The organism is Gilvimarinus gilvus (assembly GCF_030518155.1).
In the GTDB taxonomy this organism is placed as follows: Bacteria; Pseudomonadota; Gammaproteobacteria; order Pseudomonadales; family Cellvibrionaceae; genus Gilvimarinus; species Gilvimarinus gilvus.
On the sequence record NZ_JAULRU010000455.1, the window covers coordinates 1 to 335 of the forward strand.

At 52.5% G+C, this 335-nt stretch carries 1 protein-coding gene; it reads right to left on the minus strand.

What is annotated here, in order from left to right:
- A partial coding sequence (locus tag QWI17_RS08850; RefSeq protein ID WP_302722156.1) for a DUF4225 domain-containing protein occupies positions 1-291 on the minus strand: 291 nt, incomplete at its 3' end.
- Between the last annotated feature and the right edge of the window lie 44 nt (positions 292-335).

The window sequence follows — 335 nt, forward strand, 5'->3', positions numbered from 1 at the left end:
AATGTTGTTGGCACCATGGAGTATCAGCGGTAACCCCCCAAGCTTGCAGCCCAACCCAAGTGACAATTTACACACCGCAACCCCGGTACCTATCTGAAGTACTCCGGCTGCAACCCCCGCAACCAGCTTGCTATATTCTAGTGCTTGTTCGAAAAGGAGTGAATATTCCTTGGTTAGTGCCTTTTGCGCTTCTTCAGGCGATAGCCGGCCATCTTGAGTCGCAGTAACGATTGCCTGCCCCGCACGTGATATTTCCTGGGTAAACTTGGCCCGAAGCCGTTCGTCACTCAAGCATTGCACCCCAACGTGGCGTGCATATAGCGTCAAGCGATTTG